Here is a 16,538-nt window from a genome sequence, read left to right as displayed (position 1 = left end):
TCCCCGCTCCCATACTAGATATGGTGGACACCCGGATAGGCGCTGGCAACCCTTTATTTGGGGATATCTGCAATAAGTTGTGGATGAAGCGGAAAGCCACCCAAAATATCGGCAAAGCTGTGGATAAGGCCCCCGGCGCAAATCAGGCGGCCCAATCAAGGCGCCGCGTTATTTGGCCGTCACTGCCGGGACGTGCCGCCTGCACCGGACCCAAGCGGGCTTTTCGCCCGCGCAGGCACATGCGTATTCTGGATGGGTCCGGTCTTTAATCTTCAGTCTTCAGTTTTTGGCAGAGGCCTCAAGCGCATCAAGGCGGGCTTTCAGCGCTTCGTTTTCTTCGCGGGCCTTCTGCGCCATGGCGCGCACCGCGTCAAATTCTTCGCGTGTCACGAAATCACGGTCGGCCAGCCAGCGGTCGATCATGCTCTTCATCGCGGTTTCAGCTTCTTCGCGTGCACCATGGGCCACGCCCATTGCATTGGTCATCAGCTGGGAAATATCGTCGAGGATCTTGTTGCGGCTCTGCATCGTCTTCTCCGTATCAGGCTTATGCCCTATATGGGCAACCAAAGGGCCGCGGGCAAGCCGTTGACTTCCCTTCCAGAGCAAAGGCATTCAGTCGCACATGCACGCAATGATCCAATTCCCCGACCTGTCGCCCGAAATCTTCTCGATCACCATCGGATCTTTTGAGTTCGCGCTGCGCTGGTACGCGCTGGCCTATATCGTCGGGATCCTGATCGCCTGGCGGTTGGCAGTGGCGGCTCTGCGACAGCCCGCACTCTGGCCCGCAAGCCAGCCACCGATGCGTCCGCAGCAGGTCGAGGATCTGCTGACCTGGATCATCATTGGCGTGATCCTTGGCGGGCGGCTGGGGTTCGTTTTGTTCTACCAGCCGGGATACTACCTCTCCAACCCCGCCGCGATCCTGCGGATCTGGGAAGGCGGCATGGCCTTTCACGGCGGGCTGATCGGCGTGGTGCTGGCGGCCTGGATCTTTGCGCTGCGCCACGGTGTACCCCGGCTGCAGATGGCCGATCTGGTGGCCGTCAGCGTGCCGCCCGGGCTGATGCTGGGACGGTTGGCCAATTTCATCAATGCGGAACTCTGGGGGCGGCCAACGGATCTGCCCTGGGGCGTCTCCTTTCCGGGACAGGCCGCGCAGGACTGTGGGCAGGCCCTGGGCGAGATTTGCGCGCGGCACCCGTCGCAGCTTTATGAGGCGCTACTGGAAGGCGCGCTGCTGGCGACATTGCTGCTCTGGCTGGCCTGGCGGCGCAGGGCCTTTCACCGGCCCGGATTGGTGCTGGGGCTGTTTCTGGGGGGCTATGGCATGGCGCGGTTCCTGGTGGAATTCGCCCGTCAGCCCGATGCGCAGTTCGTGACCCCCGGCAATCCGCTCGGCCTTGCCTGGCATGTCGGCGGCTACGGGCTGACCATGGGACAGCTTCTGTCGCTGCCGATGATCGCGCTGGGACTGGTCTTTGCCATCGCCGCCCTGCGCCGCCAGAGGATCACGGCATGAGCCTGCTGGATCACCTGATTGCCCGCATCGATGTCGACGGGCCGATGAGCCTGGCCGATTACATGGCCGAGTGCCTGCTGAACCCCCGCTTTGGCTATTATACCACCCGCGATCCGCTGGGCGCTGCCGGGGATTTCACCACGGCGCCGGAAATCAGCCAGATGTTCGGTGAGCTGCTGGGCCTGTGTCTGGCGCAAAGCTGGCTGGATCAGGGCGCGCCTGCGCCGTTCACCCTGGCCGAGCTTGGCCCTGGCCGTGGCACCCTGATGGCGGATCTGTTGCGCGCCACTCGCGCGGTGCCCGGTTTCCACGCCGCGCTGGAGCTGCATCTGGTAGAGGCCTCCCCCACCCTGCGCGAGGCACAGGCCAAGGCGCTAACAGGGTTTGAACCGATCTGGCACGACACCATCGACAGCCTGCCACAGCAGCCGCTATTTCTGGTTGCCAATGAGTTCTTTGACGCCCTGCCCGTGCGCCAGTTCCTGCGCGATGGTACCGGCTGGCGCGAAAAACGCATCGGCATGCAGAACGGCACGCTGACCTTCGGCCTTGGCCCGGTGACCAAACAGCCCGCGCTCAGCCACCGGCATGAAGACACCCGCGAGGGCGATCTTGTCGAACTCTGCGAAGGCGCGGCTCCTGTCACCGCTGCAATTGCTACACGTATCGCAGCGCATGGCGGCGCGGCGCTGATCGTGGACTATGGCGATTGGCGCTCGCTTGGCGACACGCTGCAAGCGCTGCGCGATCATGCGCCCTGTGATCCGCTGGAGGCACCCGGCAGCGCAGACCTGACCACCCATGTGGATTTTGAGGTTCTGACACAGGCGGCACAGGCGCACGGCTGCACGGCCACGCGGCTGACCCCGCAGGGCGTGTTTCTGGAGCGGCTGGGCATCACCGACCGCGCCCGCGCCCTTGCCGAACCGCTAGAGGGCGATGCACTCGACAATTTGATCGCCGCACATCGGCGGTTGACGCACCCCGAGGAAATGGGAAACCTGTTCAAGGTGCTGGGTCTCTACCCCGGCAACGCGACACCACCACCGGGGCTTCAGTCATGACGCTGGAAATACTGACATCGGATCTTCTTGGCCCCGTGCGGCATGGGTTCTTTACCCGTCGGGGCGGTGCGTCCTCCGGCATTTTCGAGGGACTGAACTGCGGGCTTGGATCTTCGGACCAGCGTGAAGCGGTCGAACTGAACCGCGCCCGCGTTGCTGCCGCAATGGAGGTCGCCCCGGAGAGGCTGGCCCGGGTCAATCAGGTGCATTCCCCCGACGTCGCGGTAATCGAAGAGGTTGGCAACAGCCCGGACAGAGCCGATGCCATGGTCACCCGCACACCGGGGGTCGCCCTGTCGATCCTGACAGCAGATTGCCAACCGGTGCTGTTTGCCGACCCCGAGGCCGGAGTGATCGGCGCCGCCCATGCCGGCTGGCGCGGGGCGCTGGACGGGGTGCTTTCTGCGACGGTCGAAGCAATGGTGGATCTGGGCGCAACCCGCCGCAATATCCTCGCCGTCATCGGCCCGACGATTTCGCAGCGCGCCTATGAGGTTGGCCCCGAGTTCTTCGACGATTTCATGGCCGAGAACCCGGAGAACGCCCGGTTCTTTGCCAATGGCGAAGGCGACCGGCTGCTGTTCGACCTGCCCGGTCTTGGCCTGCATAAACTGCGCAGCGCCGGAGTTACAGAGGCGGAATGGACCGGCCACTGCACCTATAGCGATCCAAAGCGATTTTATTCCTATCGGCGGGCCACCCACGAAAAACAGGCTGATTATGGCAGGCTGATTGCCTGTATCCGCCTGTAGGAAAAAGAAAACACACGCGCCCCCGATCCCTTTTGAAAATTCCCGGAGATCCCCGGCAGCCGGATTGTGACCGCTCCGGCCCCGCTTTGCCGGGGCTTTTCCATGCCCGCGCCACAATAACGTCGCATTGATTACCGATACCTGCGCTCAGACAGACATCGTTCAGAATGGACCCGGCAGGAGCAATAATGACAGCACGAACCCGTTTTATCGCTTCCATTGTTGCAACTGCCAAAAGCGAGAAAAGCAAATTGCCCTGGCACCGCGGCGTGGCGCGACGTGCATCAATAGAGCGCCGCCGCAGCATCCGCAGTGCCCCGAAGGCGCTGAAAAGCGCCTGAGTTAGGGCGGAAAACTTGCCTTAGCTTCCCGGCGGATTGCAGCCTCTGGACGTCTTCCCTGTGTTCAGAAAATGCAAAGAAAGACCGGCCTGGGCAGGATGCGGGGCGCGGGGTTCTTCCGTGTAGAGGTTTGCTTAAACTCTTGCGGTCACCTTCCCGCCCAGTCCGGCACTCCGGCCCGGCGCAGGTGCAAAAAAGACGGTGCCTGATCAAACAGTCCGAATGCCCCGCAGCCGCGGGGCTGTGGTTCCGAAGTCGAATTGAGAAAGGCCCTGACGCTATGAACACGCCTCACTCGCTGCACCAGGCCGCTGCATCGGCAGCCGAAGCCACTGCCCTGCTTCAGGATCCCGCCGCGCTGCGCATGGTCACCAAACCGCAGTTGCGCCGGTTCGAGGTCAGCGCCCTTTTGTCCAACGGAACCGTCGCGGAAACCCGTCACATCGCGCCGGCCCTGCCACTGTTCGAAAACGCCTTTTGTGCCTTTACCCGCGGAACGCTGGTGCAGACCGATATGGGCCCCGTCGCCATTGAGGACCTCTGGCCCGGTGACATGATCGCAACGCAAACCGGGGAATATCAGCCGTTGATCTGGAAAGGTTCCACCAGCCTAGTTCCAGCGCGCGCTGATTCCAAGGGACAGACCCATCCGCTGACCAGCTTCATGGCTGACAGTTTTGGAATGCAAAAACCCATGTCCTGCGTCGTGGCCGGTCCTGCCGCGCGGCTGCTGTGCACGCCGCCGCATATGCGACGGGATGCAAGCGACAAGAAGTTGCTGACTCCGGTTCAGGATTTTCAGGACGGCATGAATATCTTTGAAACCTCACCGCCGACCGTGGTTGATATGTTCCATCTCTGCCTGCCGCAGCACGCAGTCATTCAGGTGGGCGGGCTGGAATTTGAAACCTATCATCCCGGGCCGAATGCGTTGAAACTGGTCAGCTATCCGATCAAGACGCTGTTCCTCAACCTTTTCAGCCACGCAGATGCGATTGCGGATTTCGGCCCGCTGGCCTTTGAGCGCGCAGACGCCGCCATCTGAACAACCTGTCGACGTCCCTGCTCGCGACCCGGCGCAGGTCCGGTCAGGGTTCCAGCGCCAGACGGTCTTCGAGAACGTCGAACGGCACGCCCGGCTCGTCCTTGGCACCGCGGATCACCAACGATGTCTTGACGCTTGCCACGTTCGGCGTGGTCAGCAACTCTCCGGTCAGGAAACTCTGAAAGGTGCTGAGATCGGGTGAGACGCATTTGAGGATGAAATCCACCTCGCCATTCAGCATGTGACACTCGCGCACCAGCGGCCAGCCGCGGCATTTCTCCTCGAATGCGCTCAGCTCTGCCTCGGCCTGGCTTTCCAGCCCCACCATGGCAAAGACCTGAACCTCAAAGCCAAGCTCCCGGCTGTTGACCTCGGCATGATAGCCCCGGATCAGGCCTGCTTCCTCCAATGCACGCACCCGGCGCAGGCAGGGCGGCGCGGAAATTCCGACGCGTTTGGCCAGTTCTACGTTGGTCATGCGCCCATCGGCCTGCAGTTCCGACAAAATCTTGCGATCGATCGGATCAAGGCGTGTAGTGACCATTGTGGAAGCTCCCGTCAGTTTGCGTTTCTTATATCAGCGCCGCGAAAGCGCGCAATATTATTTCACTGCGCCGCAATAATCTTTGCCCTCCGCAAGATCAAGCTGCCTCGGATAACAGCTGCGTCACGAAGGTGATGCCGGGGGTTTAAGCGCCTCTGGTCTGTCGCTATATCCTGTGGCTGACGGCGGATTGCCCGCCAACCTGCGGATTTGGGGATATGAGATGAGCGATACGCGTCACACCAAGGTACTGATCATCGGGTCGGGTCCGGCCGGATATACTGCGGGGGTCTATGCCTCCCGCGCCATGCTGGAACCCATTCTGGTACAGGGCATCGAACCGGGCGGCCAGCTGACCACCACCACCGAAGTGGAAAACTGGCCCGGCGACACAGAGGTTCAGGGCCCTGATCTGATGGTGCGCATGCAGGACCACGCCAAGGCGATGGGCTGCGAGATCATCGGCGACATCATCACCGATCTGGATCTCAGCCAGCGCCCCTTTACCGCCAAGGGCGATAGCGGCACCACCTACACCGCAGACGCCGTGATCCTGGCGACCGGCGCCCGCGCGAAATGGCTGGGCCTGCCGACCGAGGACAAATTCAAGGGCTTTGGCGTCTCTGCCTGCGCCACCTGCGACGGCTTCTTCTACCGCGGTCAGGAAATCGTGGTGATCGGCGGCGGGAACACCGCCGTTGAAGAGGCGCTGTTCCTGACCAACTTTGCCTCCAAAGTTACCCTGATCCACCGCCGTGATGAGCTGCGCGCCGAAAAGATCCTGCAGGACCGGCTCTTGAAGAACCCCAAGATCGAACCGCTGTGGTTTCATCAGCTGGAAGAGGTCGTCGGCACTGATGCGCCGCTCGGCGTTGAAGGCGTCAAGGTCAAGAACGTGCAGACCGGCGAAATCTCGGAAATCCCCTGTAAGGGCGTCTTTGTCGCCATCGGCCACGCCCCGGCAACCGAACTGGTCAAGGATGTGCTGGAGCTGCACAATGGCGGCTATGTGAAGGTCAAGCCCGGCTCCACCGAAACCTCGGTCCCCGGTGTTTTCGCAGCCGGCGATCTGACTGACCACAAATACCGTCAGGCCGTGACCTCTGCCGGGATGGGCTGCATGGCGGCCCTGGATGCCGAACGGTTCCTAGCCGAACAGGAATAACCAACGCCGAGGTCCTGCGGGCATACCGCCGCAGGCCGGGCCCGATGCCGAAAACAGCCGCACGCCCCCAAAGGGCGCGCGGCTTTCCTTTTGCAGAGCCTTGACCCGGATCGCGGCATCCCGTCACAGTCACCGCAGGCAACACGGGGGAGAGCAGCAGGTGACGCATGCGCTGTGGCAGGGCAACTGGATTATCCGCACCCGGATGGTGACCGGGCTGGTCCTGTTCACCTATGTGTTCTTCCATTTCATCAACTTGGGCCTGGCGCTGTTCTCTCCTGCGGCGGTGGAGGCCATGCAGAGCGCCCGCCAGATCATCACCCGCAGTGTGCTGGGCGGTGTCATTCTCTATAGCGCGCTGATCCTGCATGCCGGGCTAGCCCTGTGGCAACTGACCCGGCGACGCAGCTGGCGGATGACCTGGAACGAGGCGGTGCAGTTGGGGCTTGGCCTTCTAATCCCATTGCAGCTGTTGCGGCACATTACCTACACCCGCTACGCGCATGAGCTTCACAACGTCAACGATGAGATGGGCTTCATCCTTGTCCTGATGTGGAACTCGCCATCGATCTGGTGGCAGGCACTGCTGTTGCTGGCCGTCTGGATCCATGGCTGCATGGGGCTGCACTACTGGCTGCGGCTGACGCGCTGGTGGCGCCGAACACAGACTTATATGATCGGGCTCTCGGTCTTCATCCCCACCTTTGCCCTGGCCGGCGCGTTGAGCGAGGGACGCCGGATCTACGATCTGTTTGTCGAGGGCAGTCAGCGGGCGGCGCTGATGGCAGGTTACAACTGGCCCGACCAGCCGACATTCTTAAGCCTCCGAGAGAATGAAAACCTCTGGATCGGCCTGTTTCTGGCGCTTCTTGTGCTGACCGGAACCGCCGTGCTGCTGCAAAAGGCATTGCGCAAACGCCGGGCGGTGCGGATCACCTATGTGAACGGTCCTGTGGTGAGCGCCGAAAAGGGGCTGACCCTCTTGGAAATGTCCCGCGCCAGCGGCGTACCTCATACCTCTCTCTGCGGCGGCAAAGGGCGCTGCACCACCTGCCGGGTGGTTGTCGAAGACGGATTGGATGCGCTTCATCCCCCTTCTGATGCTGAGGCGCGCAGCCTTGCCGCCGTGCGGGCCAGCAGCACCATGCGGCTGGCCTGCCAGATACGGCCTACCGCACCGCTGACCGTCTGCCGCATGTTCCGGCCCGACGGGCGGACCACACGGGCCCACGCCAGCCAGGGGCAAGAACGCAGGCTCGCCATCCTGTTTCTCGACATCCGCGGCTTTACCAGCCGTACCGAAGGTCAGTTGCCTTATGATGTAGTGTTCCTGCTGAACCGGTTCTTCGACGCCATCGTACCCGCGATCACCGGGGCCGGGGGCCACGTGGACAAATACCTCGGCGATGGGCTGCTGGCGGTCTTCGACGCCCCCTCCCCGGCTCATTCCGCCCGCGCGGCGCTGAATGCAGCGGCCGCGATTGGTACGGCGCTGCGGACATTCAACGCGCGACTGGAAGAAGAAGACAGCTCGCCGGTCCGGATCGGCATTGGCCTGCATCTGGGCGATCTTGTTCAGGGCGAAATCGGCTCTGCCGATCACGCCCCGCGCACCATCATCGGCGACAGCGTCAATGCTGCCAGCAGGCTTGAGGCCGAGACCAAAGCCCTGGGCGTCGAACTGCTGGTCTCTGCCGCCGTGCTGGACGCTTCTGGTTTTGCCGCCCCCGAGAGCGCGCTGCAATCCTTCCAGCTACGCGGCGTCGCTGAACCGGTAACCGCGATTGCGGCCCTGCGAGCAGAGGATCTGTTCGATCTGCTGACTGCTCAGCACGAGCAGCACCATAACCAGCACGCATAGGGCAGAACGATATTCCATGATTGCCTGTGCGGTGCGAAACGACATCCGTTTGTGAAGGAATAGGCACACATCGTCCTTTTTTCCCCAGCTCGCTAGACATTCAAGAAACCTTTGGGCTATTGCGCGGCCTTAAGCCGTCCGCGACACGGGCGCCCCCTCCCGCGCAAGTGAAGAGAGAATTCACATGACTATGTTGAGTAATTTGGCTCCGATCCCCGAGCTCTATGTATCTTATGACTCTGCCCAGAAGCTGAAGGTCGAGGCCGGTGAGCTAAAAAGCCACGATCTGAGCCCACGCCAGATCTGTGACCTGGAACTGCTGATGAACGGCGGTTTCAACCCGCTGAAAGGCTTCCTGACCGAGGAAGACTATGACGGCGTTGTCGAAAACATGCGCCTGGCGGACGGCACGCTTTGGCCGATGCCGATCACCCTGGACGTGAGCGAAGATTTCGCAAGCTCTCTGGAAGTGGGCGAAGACATCGCCCTGCGCGATCAGGAAGGCGTCATCCTGGCCACCATGACGGTCACCGACCGCTGGGAGCCCAACAAATCTCGCGAGGCAGAAAAGGTCTTTGGCGCCGATGACGAGGCGCACCCGGCCGTGAACTACCTGCACAACCACGCAGGCAAGATCTACCTCGGCGGTCCGGTCACCGGTATCCAGCAGCCCGTGCACTATGATTTCCGTGGTCGCCGCGACACCCCGAACGAACTGCGCGCCTACTTCCGCAAGCTGGGCTGGCGCAAGGTCGTGGCCTTCCAGACCCGCAACCCGCTGCACCGTGCGCACCAGGAACTGACCTTCCGCGCTGCCAAGGAAGCACAGGCCAACCTGCTGATCCACCCGGTTGTTGGCCTGACCAAACCGGGCGATGTCGACCACTTCACCCGCGTGCGCTGCTACGAGGCGGTGCTGGACAAATATCCGGCCTCGACCACAACCATGTCGCTGCTGAACCTGGCCATGCGTATGGCAGGCCCGCGTGAAGCCGTCTGGCACGGGCTGATTCGCGCCAACCACGGCTGCACCCACTTCATCGTTGGCCGTGACCACGCCGGCCCGGGCAAAAACTCTGCCGGCGAAGATTTCTACGGCCCCTATGACGCGCAGGACCTTTATCGTGCGCATCAGTCGGAGATCGGCTGTGAAATGGTCGACTTCAAGCACATGGTCTATGTGCAGGAGCGCGCCCAGTACGAGCCCGCAGACGAGATCGCGGACAAGGATGACGTGACCATCCTCAACATCTCCGGCACCGAACTGCGCCGCCGCCTGGCCGAAGGCCTGGAAATCCCGGAATGGTTCTCCTTCCCCGAGGTAGTGAAGGAACTGCGCCGCACCAAGCCGCCGCGCAGCCAGCAGGGCTTTACCGTGTTCTTCACCGGCTTCTCCGGTTCCGGCAAGTCCACCATCGCCAACGCGCTGATGGTGAAGCTGATGGAAATGGGTGGCCGCCCGGTGACGCTGCTGGATGGCGATATCGTGCGCAAGAACCTGTCTTCGGAACTCGGCTTCTCGAAAGAGCACCGTGACCTCAACATCCGCCGTATCGGCTATGTTGCCTCCGAGATCACCAAGAACGGCGGCATCGCCATCTGTGCGCCGATCGCGCCTTATGCAGCGACCCGCCGCGCCGTCCGCGAAGACATCGAACAGTTCGGTGCCTTCATCGAAGTGCACGTCGCGACCTCGATCGAGGAATGCGAACGCCGTGACCGCAAGGGGCTCTACAAGCTGGCGCGCGAAGGCAAGATCAAGGAATTCACCGGTATTTCCGATCCCTATGACGTGCCTGCGAACCCCGAGCTGAGCGTCGAGACGGAAAACGTCGATGTCGACAACTGTGCCCACCAGGTTCTGCTGAAGCTGGAAAGCATGGGGCTGATCACCGGTTGATCCCTGACTGACCCCACTCTGATTTCTGTTGAAACGGCCCGCCCTTTGGCGGGCCGTTTTGTTTTACCTGAACGCCGCGACCAAAATGGATCTTTTTTGCAAGTAAATTTATCCCTACACAGGTTCAATATTTCGTGTTCTGGAGCCCAAGTATGGTTACGCCCGTTAAGGCACATGTGTTTACCGACACCACAGCGCAGTCTTTTCTGAAGCAGGCGCCGGGGCAGCAACCCTGCATTGGTTCGGTAGCCTTTACCTTTGGAACCGAGGTTCCGGACGACACCGATGTGCTCATCGCTTTCAACCGGTCTTCCTACACCATCAAGACGCAGGTTCCGAAAGAGCGGACGATTTTCATCGCTGCCGAACCAGATGTCATCCACCCCTATAGCTGCCGGTTCCTAAACCAGTTCGGATTGGTTCTGACGACGACGCAAAAACCGCTGGATACGGAAAAACGCAACCGGGCGGTCTGCTGGTACTGGTGGGCGGGCTTTGATTTCTCGGACAACGGCAATCATCGTGGCTATGACTGGTTCAAGACGCTGACCCCGCCGCAGAAACAGGACAAGATTGCCATCGTCACCTCGACCAAGGTGCACACCGAATATCACCGCAAACGGATGCGGTTTGTTGAAACCCTGATCGACGAGATTCCCGAGCATATCGAACTCTTCGGGCGCGGTTTCAAACCCATTGGCGACAAGGCAGACGCCCTGCTGCCCAACAAGTACAACCTCGCCATCGAGAATGGCGAAGGGCCGCATGTCTGGACAGAGAAACTGACCGACCCCTGGCTGTGCTGGTCCTTCCCCTTCTACGCAGGCTGTTCCAACGTGGACGATTATTTCCCGGTGGACAGTTATGAGACTCTGAATCTGGACGATCCGGTGGCCGAGGCCCGGCGCATGGTCCAGGAAATCCAGAACGGCCGCTGGGAAGCCGCCCAGGACGCCATCGCCACGGCGCGTGAAAAGGTGCTGGAGCAGGAAAACATTATGGTGCTGATGGCCAATCTCGCAACCGAGGCTGCGGCCCGTCCAGTTAGCGTACAGCCCAACCGCCCCCGCTATATCTGGTCCGAACGTTCCCTCTGGCCAGAGAAAGGCTGCCGGGGCAATCTGACGGACTGGACCCTGCGCAACGCGATCCTGCTGTTCGAACCGCAAGCCGAGCTGAAGAGCAAGGGCCTGCGCCACTGGTACGAAAAGAAAAAATCCACCCGAAGGGCCCGCAAGGAAGCCAGAGCCGCAAACGCGCGCTGAGGAGCATTGCCGCCTTAGAGGCTGTCGCGCAATGCCTCCGCCGCGCGGAGGAACAGATCGCCATAATGCGCCGCCGCAGGTTTGGCGGCGCGCAGGGCGGGCAGACGCCGGGCGTAATTCTCTGCACTGATACTGCGGACCGCCCGCTCCATATCCGCCAGATCATTACAGAGGATCATGCCCTCAGTGTCGAAGAAATCCCCGATATTCGGACAGCCCCAGTAAATCGGCACAGTCTCGCAGAGGATCGCATCGATCAATTTCTCGGTGAAGCAATTCGGCTCCTGCACATTTTCGATGACCACCGAATAGCGGAAGGGGGCAAGACCCTCTGATTTATGCTCGAAAGGCGCGTAACCACGGCCCAAAATGCGCGCATCGGGCACGTTTTTCTGCAGGTATTCAACCAGTTGGTGCCGCAGCTTGTGCCCGGGATGGTCGCGTTTGGCCGAGGCGATCAACGACAGATCTAAGGTCTTTTCAAGATCCAGATCCTGCCATTCCGGCACCCAGGTGGTTCCAAAGGGCAGGAACAGCCCGTTGGGCAATCGCGCGAGAAGATCCGGATCATAGGTAAAAACGCGGAAGAACCGCCGATGGCTGAGCCGCAGCAGACGGTGGTGGGACGCCGACATGATCTTCGGCTCCATCACCATCAGCGACAGCTGCGCGCGGCAATACCAGTTTAGCTGAAAATGCATAGCCGTCTTGGCAAAGACGATCAAATGATCCGCCGCGGTCAGATTGCCAACGCTGCCGCCCTGCAGCCGGTCGGGGCAGCCCAGTGGCCAGTGCAACTGCGCCAGCGGCATCTGCGGCAGCCCCCGATCAAGTTTCTGGCCGTAAGGTAGGATAGCAATCGCAGGTTCAGTCATGGCAACCGCTCCAGCATGGGACGCAAGAGAACTCAGAACTCAATCACATGCTCCCAACTAAGCGTGCGGCGGAAGATCGACCTCTCCCCGCATCAGAACAAATCCCTCTCCGGCAACTTTTACCCCCGTCAGCGCCTCTGCCGGTCCCACGCGGGTCACACGCGCCTGCCCCGGCCGCCCCAGCCCGTGCCCCTGTTCAGCCACGAAGCTGTCCTTGGGCATCAGCCCGTGCTTCCACAGATAGGCCGCCATCGCGCCGGTTGCTGAGCCAGTAAAGGGATCCTCCGGTGGGCTCGGCGGCGCCATCAGCAGGCGGGAAAAGGTATCCCCCGCCTCTGTGGCGCCATCCAGCGTCACCAGAAAAGGCTCCATCATGTCGATCCCATCGGCGCCCAGCTGTGCCGTCAGCCGGGCAAGGGCATCAAGATCCAGCCTTGCCGCCTCTAGCGCGGCGCGGTCCTTCAGCACGGTGACGCAAAAGGGCAAGCCGGTCGACACTTTCTGCGGCTCACCGATAATGGCTTCGGGCGGCAGGGACACTGCTGCCGCAACCAGGGCCGGATCCGGCTGCGGGCCGAACTCTGGCGCCACCTGCGTCATCTCGATCAGGTCGCCCTCGATCTGCACCGGAACAATTCCCGCGCCGGTTTCCAGCGTCACCGAGGTGCCGTTGATCAGCCCGCGATCCTTGAGCGCGGCAACGGTGGCGATGGTAGGATGGCCGGCAAAGGGGATTTCGCGGCTGGCCAGGAAATAGCGCACTTTGAAATCCGCCACCTGCGACGGCCCGGTAAAGGTGCATTCGACCAGAGAAGTCTCCCGCACGAAGGCGGTGCAGACCTCCACCGGCAGGCTGGCACCCTCATGCACGACCGCGCAGCCATTGCCGCCAAAGGGGCGATCCGAAAACGCATCCACCCAGTCAAAAGAAAACGATGTCATGATATCAGATGCCCCAAACCGCTGTTTTACCGGGACGTTACCGGCGCAGAGAGCAATGATCCAGCCGCGAAAGCCCGTCGGGGACACGACTTGCGCCTCAACAGCCGTTTTGGACCGTTATTCTCCCGCTCTCTCGCGGGAGGTTTCTGGAAGCTATCCAAAGGCACGACTGCCCCGCCACAGCGGGGCAATCCGGGGGGGCGCATTCGCGCCCCTGAAGGAGTTGTTCAGTGCACCGTCACCGGCGACAGGTCATTCTGGCGCGCCAGAACAAAGGCCATGCGGCGGTCTGCCACCAGCGCCAGCTGTTCGCCTTCGGCGTCGTGCACCGCGTAAAGATGCTTGTGCCCCTTGGCACCGGCCTGCACATCCTCGGGCAGGTCCGCAACATCAACCGCCTTGACGTAGACGATCCGCTTGCCGGTTTCGTTGAAATCAAATGGTGTATGCATGTCTCTTACCCCTTTCGAATATTGATGGTCTGAACCACGGTTTCCGGGCGGGCACGGGTCAGGTCCACGTGCAGCAGGCCATTCTCCATCAGCGCCTCGCCCACTTCGACCCCGTCGGCCAGCACGAACATGCGCTGGAACTGACGCGCGGCGATGCCCCGGTGCAGGAAGACGCGGCCATCGCTGTCGTCGCGCTGACGGCCACGGATGACCAACTGGCGGTCCTCGACGGTGATGGAAAGATCCTCTTCGGCAAACCCGGCCACGGCCAGGGTAATGCGATAGGAATGATCCGAGGTCTGCTCGATGTTATAGGGGGGATACCCCTCGTTGCCGGATTTGGCCGAGCGTTCCAGAAGGCGTTCAAGCTGCTCAAACCCCAGCATATGCGGGTAAGAGCCCAAGGTAAGTTTCGACACGTGTTACGTCCTTTGTTCGAAAGCGACGGAAAGTCTTGCGGCCCCAACAGGCGACCGCTCTTACAGAATATGGTAAGTTCTTTTGATTACTCAAGAGCGTGGACGCATAGGCCTAGCCGAAAAGCCGTTAACGAAGTATCTTGAACCCCGCATCTTTCACCAGCCTCCGAGTCGCCAATGAACGCCCCTACCGATATCTCGATGAAGACCGACGACGTCCTCAAGGTTGAGCTTGAGGTGTTCCGCAGGCAGCACCGGGATCTGGACGAGGCGATTACCGCCCTGCAGGAACGCGGCACCGCAGATCAGCTGACCATCCGGCGGCTGAAAAAGCAGAAACTGGGCCTTAAAGACAAGATCGCCCTGATCGAAGACAGGCTGACACCGGATATCATCGCCTGACTCCGCTGCGGGCTGCCTGACACTTGGTAACGGCCCCGCCGCCCGATGAATTTCTCCCTCCTGACGCCACAGAGCTGTACCCCAGCGACGGCTGTTCACCCAAACAATCACTCCCGCGCTCTTTGCAGGTCGGCAGCGATACTGCCGCAGGCAAACCCCTTGGGCCCGGCAGCGCGCATGGGCGCGCCGCGGTCACGCAAACCGGTAGCCTGGGCCCCCGGGCGTTTCCGCGCCGACACAGCCTTATTTTGCCCGCATTGCCGCATTGCACCATGCGCGTCTTCGACTATAGTGCGCGCTCCTTCCACCCCAGCAGGTCCCATGCAGGCCTGCGGCATGACAGGACCGGATCACATGCCTGAAACCACCGCTGACATCAAAGTGGGCATCATCATGGGCAGCCAGTCAGACTGGCCCACCCTGAAAGAGGCCGCCACGATTCTGGATGAACTGGGCGTGCCCTACGAGGCAAAAATCGTGTCGGCGCACCGCACCCCTGACCGGCTGTGGACCTATGGCAAGAGCGCGGCAGAACGCGGTTTGCAGGTCATCATCGCCGGCGCTGGTGGCGCGGCGCATCTTCCCGGCATGGTTGCCTCGAAAACCCGCGTTCCGGTGGTAGGCGTCCCAGTGCAGACGCGGGCGCTGTCGGGTGTGGATTCGCTTTATTCGATCGTGCAGATGCCCAAGGGGTTTCCCGTCGCCACCATGGCCATCGGCGCCGCCGGTGCTGCCAATGCCGGGTTGATGGCCGCTGGCATCCTCGCCCTGCAGGATCCCGCGCTTGCCACACGTCTGGACGACTGGCGCGCAGCCCTTTCTGCCTCGATCCCGGAGGAACCCGTCGATGACTGATCCTTTGCAGCCCGGCGCAACAATCGGAATTCTCGGCGGCGGTCAGCTGGGGCGCATGCTGTCAGTTGCGGCCTCCCGCCTTGGCTTCAAGACGCATATTTTTGAACCCGGCGCCAACCCGCCCGCAGGCGATGTCGCTCACATGGTCACAACCGCACCTTATGAGGATGAGGCCGCGCTGGCCGCCTTTGCCGCCTCGGTGGATGTCATCACCTATGAATTCGAAAACATCCCCACTGCGGCGCTGGATGTGCTGGAGCAGCACCGCCCGATCCGCCCCGGGCGCGAAGCCCTGCGCGTGTCGCAGGATCGGCTGACGGAAAAGGCCTTCCTGCAGGATCTAGGCCTGCAAACCGCCCCCTTTGCCGACATCCCAGATCAGGTCGCACTGGATGCGGCGCTGGCAGAGATCGGCGCGCCCGCGATCCTGAAGACGCGACGCTTTGGTTATGATGGCAAGGGGCAGGCGCGGATCATGACCGCCGAGGACGCAGCCCCCGCGCTGGCCTCGCTCGCCGGGGCGCCTGCCATTCTCGAAGGGTTTGTCAACTTCACCCATGAAGCCTCGGTGATTGCCGCGCGCAGCCCTAGCGGCGAGGTCGCCTGTTTCGATCCCGGCGAGAACGTGCACCGCGACGGCATCCTGCACACCACTACCGTGCCTGCCCGCCTCAGCCAGAGCCAGCGCATGGATGCGGTGCTGATGGCGGCGAAGATCCTGAACGCGCTCGATTATGTCGGCGTGATGGGGGTCGAGCTCTTCGTCACCCCCAAAGGGCTGGTGGTCAACGAGATCGCGCCGCGCGTCCACAACTCCGGTCACTGGACCCAGAACGGCTGCGCGGTGGATCAGTTCGAACAGCACATCCGTGCAGTGGTCAGCTGGCCGCTGGGCGACGGTCAGCGGCACAGCGATGTGGTGATGGAAAACCTTATTGGCGATGACGTCATCCGTATCCCCGAGCTGGCACGCGAGCGCGATTGCGCCCTGCATCTCTATGGCAAGGCCGACGCCAAACCCGGGCGCAAGATGGGCCATATCAACCGGGTCATTCGCGCGCAGAAATAACACTTCGCCAGCCGCACGCATCCGAAATTCGCCAATGGCGGGTTTCGGGCGCAGCACCGAGG

18 protein-coding genes are annotated in these 16,538 nt (G+C 61.7%); 12 read left to right on the top strand and 6 right to left on the bottom strand.

What is annotated here, in order from left to right:
• Positions 1 to 279 precede the first annotated feature (279 nt).
• The gene (locus tag JL2886_RS16000; RefSeq protein WP_065272910.1) at positions 280 to 528 is read right to left on the bottom strand and encodes an accessory factor UbiK family protein; all 249 of its coding nucleotides are present in this window, start codon (positions 526 to 528) and stop codon (positions 280 to 282) included.
• Between the two features lie 97 nt (positions 529 to 625).
• On the opposite strand from JL2886_RS16000, the gene lgt reads away from it, so the two are divergent.
• From lgt to JL2886_RS15980, 5 genes are all read left to right on the top strand, one after another.
• Positions 626 to 1,525, top strand: a complete 900-nt coding sequence (gene lgt, locus JL2886_RS15995) for a prolipoprotein diacylglyceryl transferase (RefSeq protein WP_065272909.1) — start codon at positions 626 to 628, stop codon at positions 1,523 to 1,525.
• Entirely contained in the window at positions 1,522 to 2,589 is a 1,068-nt protein-coding gene (locus JL2886_RS15990; RefSeq protein ID WP_065272908.1) for a class I SAM-dependent methyltransferase, read from the top strand. Before lgt ends, JL2886_RS15990 begins: the two co-directional genes overlap by 4 nt.
• Positions 2,586 to 3,341: a peptidoglycan editing factor PgeF gene (gene pgeF / locus JL2886_RS15985; protein ID WP_065272907.1), complete on the top strand. Its 756-nt coding sequence runs from the start codon at positions 2,586 to 2,588 to the stop codon at positions 3,339 to 3,341. Before JL2886_RS15990 ends, pgeF begins: the two co-directional genes overlap by 4 nt.
• A gap of 188 nt (positions 3,342 to 3,529) precedes the next feature.
• Complete coding sequence (locus tag JL2886_RS19515) at positions 3,530 to 3,682, top strand: hypothetical protein (protein WP_156767925.1); 153 nt, start codon at positions 3,530 to 3,532, stop codon at positions 3,680 to 3,682.
• A 280-nt stretch (positions 3,683 to 3,962) separates the two neighbouring features.
• Positions 3,963 to 4,727: a Hint domain-containing protein gene (locus tag JL2886_RS15980; RefSeq protein ID WP_065272906.1), complete on the top strand. Its 765-nt coding sequence runs from the start codon at positions 3,963 to 3,965 to the stop codon at positions 4,725 to 4,727.
• 43 nt (positions 4,728 to 4,770) lie between these two features.
• Here the strand turns inward: JL2886_RS15980 and JL2886_RS15975 are convergent, their stop codons facing one another.
• A complete protein-coding gene (locus JL2886_RS15975; protein ID WP_065272905.1) occupies positions 4,771 to 5,271 on the bottom strand; it encodes an Lrp/AsnC family transcriptional regulator in 501 nt (166 codons plus the stop codon).
• Positions 5,272 to 5,494: 223 nt separating this feature from the next.
• Between JL2886_RS15975 and trxB the strand changes: the two genes are divergently transcribed.
• The 4 genes from trxB (at position 5,495) to JL2886_RS15955 (ending at position 11,462) form a co-directional block, all read left to right on the top strand.
• Entirely contained in the window at positions 5,495 to 6,436 is a 942-nt protein-coding gene (gene trxB, locus JL2886_RS15970; RefSeq protein WP_065272904.1) for a thioredoxin-disulfide reductase, read from the top strand.
• A gap of 160 nt (positions 6,437 to 6,596) precedes the next feature.
• Entirely contained in the window at positions 6,597 to 8,297 is a 1,701-nt protein-coding gene (locus tag JL2886_RS15965; protein WP_065273763.1) for an adenylate/guanylate cyclase domain-containing protein, read from the top strand.
• Positions 8,298 to 8,481: 184 nt separating this feature from the next.
• Positions 8,482 to 10,197: a bifunctional sulfate adenylyltransferase/adenylylsulfate kinase gene (locus JL2886_RS15960; protein WP_065272903.1), complete on the top strand. Its 1,716-nt coding sequence runs from the start codon at positions 8,482 to 8,484 to the stop codon at positions 10,195 to 10,197.
• A 152-nt stretch (positions 10,198 to 10,349) separates the two neighbouring features.
• Complete coding sequence (locus JL2886_RS15955) at positions 10,350 to 11,462, top strand: hypothetical protein (protein WP_065272902.1); 1,113 nt, start codon at positions 10,350 to 10,352, stop codon at positions 11,460 to 11,462.
• A gap of 14 nt (positions 11,463 to 11,476) precedes the next feature.
• On the opposite strand, the gene JL2886_RS15950 is transcribed toward JL2886_RS15955, so the two are convergent.
• From JL2886_RS15950 to JL2886_RS15935, 4 genes are all read right to left on the bottom strand, one after another.
• A complete protein-coding gene (locus JL2886_RS15950; protein ID WP_065272901.1) occupies positions 11,477 to 12,337 on the bottom strand; it encodes a hypothetical protein in 861 nt (286 codons plus the stop codon).
• Between the two features lie 57 nt (positions 12,338 to 12,394).
• A complete protein-coding gene (locus JL2886_RS15945) occupies positions 12,395 to 13,279 on the bottom strand; it encodes a PhzF family phenazine biosynthesis protein (protein ID WP_065272900.1) in 885 nt (294 codons plus the stop codon).
• A gap of 227 nt (positions 13,280 to 13,506) precedes the next feature.
• Complete coding sequence (locus JL2886_RS15940) at positions 13,507 to 13,731, bottom strand: DUF1150 family protein (protein ID WP_065272899.1); 225 nt, start codon at positions 13,729 to 13,731, stop codon at positions 13,507 to 13,509.
• A gap of 5 nt (positions 13,732 to 13,736) precedes the next feature.
• Positions 13,737 to 14,150 carry an Hsp20 family protein gene (locus JL2886_RS15935; protein ID WP_197492324.1) on the bottom strand — a complete coding sequence of 138 codons (414 nt, stop codon included), beginning with the start codon at positions 14,148 to 14,150 and terminating at the stop codon, positions 13,737 to 13,739.
• A 177-nt stretch (positions 14,151 to 14,327) separates the two neighbouring features.
• On the opposite strand from JL2886_RS15935, the gene JL2886_RS15930 reads away from it, so the two are divergent.
• The 3 genes from JL2886_RS15930 to JL2886_RS15920 all read left to right on the top strand — a co-directional run bounded on the left by JL2886_RS15930 (position 14,328) and on the right by JL2886_RS15920 (position 16,476).
• A complete protein-coding gene (locus tag JL2886_RS15930) occupies positions 14,328 to 14,552 on the top strand; it encodes a YdcH family protein (protein ID WP_065272897.1) in 225 nt (74 codons plus the stop codon).
• 354 nt (positions 14,553 to 14,906) lie between these two features.
• Positions 14,907 to 15,407: a 5-(carboxyamino)imidazole ribonucleotide mutase gene (gene purE, locus JL2886_RS15925; protein WP_065273762.1), complete on the top strand. Its 501-nt coding sequence runs from the start codon at positions 14,907 to 14,909 to the stop codon at positions 15,405 to 15,407.
• Positions 15,400 to 16,476, top strand: a complete 1,077-nt coding sequence (locus JL2886_RS15920; protein ID WP_065272896.1) for a 5-(carboxyamino)imidazole ribonucleotide synthase — start codon at positions 15,400 to 15,402, stop codon at positions 16,474 to 16,476. Before purE ends, JL2886_RS15920 begins: the two co-directional genes overlap by 8 nt.
• The last annotated feature ends 62 nt before the right edge of the window (positions 16,477 to 16,538 follow it).

The sequence above is a fragment of the Phaeobacter gallaeciensis genome (assembly GCF_001678945.1).
Taxonomy (GTDB): Bacteria; Pseudomonadota; Alphaproteobacteria; order Rhodobacterales; family Rhodobacteraceae; genus Phycobacter; species Phycobacter gallaeciensis_A.
Note: the sequence above shows the minus strand (reverse complement) of the source record. Positions and strands in the feature narration are given on the sequence as shown.

Bases quoted from the DNA above. Each gene is read 5' to 3' on its own strand.
- JL2886_RS15950 (WP_065272901.1), bottom strand. From the start codon at position 12,337: ATGACTGAACCTGCGATTGCTATCCTACCTTACGGCCAGAAACTTGAT.
- JL2886_RS15980 (WP_065272906.1), top strand. From the start codon at position 3,963: ATGAACACGCCTCACTCGCTGCACCAGGCCGCTGCATCGGCAGCCGAA.
- JL2886_RS19515 (WP_156767925.1), top strand. From the start codon at position 3,530: ATGACAGCACGAACCCGTTTTATCGCTTCCATTGTTGCAACTGCCAAA.
- JL2886_RS15960 (WP_065272903.1), top strand. From the start codon at position 8,482: ATGACTATGTTGAGTAATTTGGCTCCGATCCCCGAGCTCTATGTATCT.
- purE (WP_065273762.1), top strand. From the start codon at position 14,907: ATGCCTGAAACCACCGCTGACATCAAAGTGGGCATCATCATGGGCAGC.
- pgeF (WP_065272907.1), top strand. From the start codon at position 2,586: ATGACGCTGGAAATACTGACATCGGATCTTCTTGGCCCCGTGCGGCAT.
- JL2886_RS16000 (WP_065272910.1), bottom strand. From the start codon at position 528: ATGCAGAGCCGCAACAAGATCCTCGACGATATTTCCCAGCTGATGACC.
- JL2886_RS15930 (WP_065272897.1), top strand. From the start codon at position 14,328: ATGAACGCCCCTACCGATATCTCGATGAAGACCGACGACGTCCTCAAG.
- JL2886_RS15975 (WP_065272905.1), bottom strand. From the start codon at position 5,271: ATGGTCACTACACGCCTTGATCCGATCGATCGCAAGATTTTGTCGGAA.
- JL2886_RS15920 (WP_065272896.1), top strand. From the start codon at position 15,400: ATGACTGATCCTTTGCAGCCCGGCGCAACAATCGGAATTCTCGGCGGC.
- JL2886_RS15990 (WP_065272908.1), top strand. From the start codon at position 1,522: ATGAGCCTGCTGGATCACCTGATTGCCCGCATCGATGTCGACGGGCCG.
- lgt (WP_065272909.1), top strand. From the start codon at position 626: ATGCACGCAATGATCCAATTCCCCGACCTGTCGCCCGAAATCTTCTCG.
- trxB (WP_065272904.1), top strand. From the start codon at position 5,495: ATGAGCGATACGCGTCACACCAAGGTACTGATCATCGGGTCGGGTCCG.
- JL2886_RS15945 (WP_065272900.1), bottom strand. From the start codon at position 13,279: ATGACATCGTTTTCTTTTGACTGGGTGGATGCGTTTTCGGATCGCCCC.
- JL2886_RS15940 (WP_065272899.1), bottom strand. From the start codon at position 13,731: ATGCATACACCATTTGATTTCAACGAAACCGGCAAGCGGATCGTCTAC.
- JL2886_RS15955 (WP_065272902.1), top strand. From the start codon at position 10,350: ATGGTTACGCCCGTTAAGGCACATGTGTTTACCGACACCACAGCGCAG.